A 1348-nucleotide genomic window follows, 5' to 3' on the forward strand; every position below is an offset into this window, starting at 1 on the left:
CCTCAAAATAGTATAGTGATAGTACGATTTTCTAATAACTTCAAAACTATTAATGTATCTATATACATTAATATTGAAACGAGTATCTTGTCCCATCGGAGAATTAGAAAAAATAATATTATTATTTTTTAGAAAAGTTTTTTTATATACTTTGTTCCACAGTGTATATAACATATTTGTGCAAAACAACTCAGAAAATGATTCTAAGAAATCAACCCGTGTGTAGGATTTGTTTTTAAAAACACAACTTTCTGTGCTACTCACTATACGTCCATCATATTCTATCTCATTCCAATAACCAAACATATACACATCTTGATTTGAATTTATCATTTTAGATATATTATTGAATAAATCTGTTTCGATATAATCATCTGGATCGCAAAAATAAATATACTCTCCTTCAGCTATCTCTAATCCTAAATTACGAGATTCACCTGTCCCTGAATTCTTCTTGTTAAGTAATTTAATATTACTAAACTTTTTTTCATATACTTGGCAAATTTTTTTACTATTATCTGTAGACCCATCATTAACTAAGATAATCTCAACATCTGACATATCTTGATTTACTATGCTTTCCAAGCATCTTTCTAAATAATTTTCTACATTATAGATTGGTATTATCACACTAAGTTTCATTTTTTCTCCTTTTAAACGTCACTTCATTCATATCATCACATAATAATAATGAAAAAACTAACGGATTAAATGCATATCTTTCAAATATTCCAAATATAAATATCGACACAAACAATAAAAACAGTAATGGATTATTTCTATTATTGTATAGCTTAATATACAGTATAACTAAAAAGAGTAAGAAAAATATTAACCCTTGATTAATTAAAATTCGGAAGTAACCATTATCAAGTATCCATAATTCTGATTTTATAAAATGTCCATAAAATAAATCATTGTTGAGTCGTTCGGATACACTACTTCCAAACCAATGTACTCCAATTGTGTCAATAAAATACTTCGACATAGCTATACGCCCTGAAAATAGATTGTTTAAATTTACAAAAAAATTAGTGGGTTTATATAATAAAGGAGGCAATATATTTATTATATTCACTCCTATATAGCTACCTATGACAACTAATGACGGTATTTTTACTACTTTTAACCAGTTTAAAAGTAGACTTCCTACAATAACAATTATAGATAAATATATTGATGTTCTAGAATCTGTAACTTTAAAAAATATTATACTTATAACCATTAACATTAAATACCACAGTATTTTTTGCTTTTTATCTTTTAGTAATATCAATATATCTAATACTACACTGAAAAAAACCGTCCCAAATGTATTTGGCGAACTGAATCCTAAAGTCATTCTACT

Annotated in this window: 2 protein-coding genes; both read right to left on the reverse strand. The window is 26.1% G+C overall.

The genetic code is table 11. The annotated features are described in order from the left end of the window. On the reverse strand, positions 1-642 hold a 642-nt coding region (locus BAU17_RS01910; protein ID WP_161901127.1), incomplete at its 3' end, for a glycosyltransferase family 2 protein. After that, positions 632-1348: hypothetical protein (locus BAU17_RS01915; protein WP_161901128.1), on the reverse strand; the 717-nt coding region annotated here is incomplete at its 5' end. The genes BAU17_RS01915 and BAU17_RS01910, both read right to left, overlap by 11 nt.

Origin of the sequence: Candidatus Enterococcus willemsii, assembly GCF_009933335.1 — a bacterium.
Lineage (GTDB): Bacteria > Bacillota > Bacilli > Lactobacillales > Enterococcaceae > Enterococcus_F > Enterococcus_F willemsii.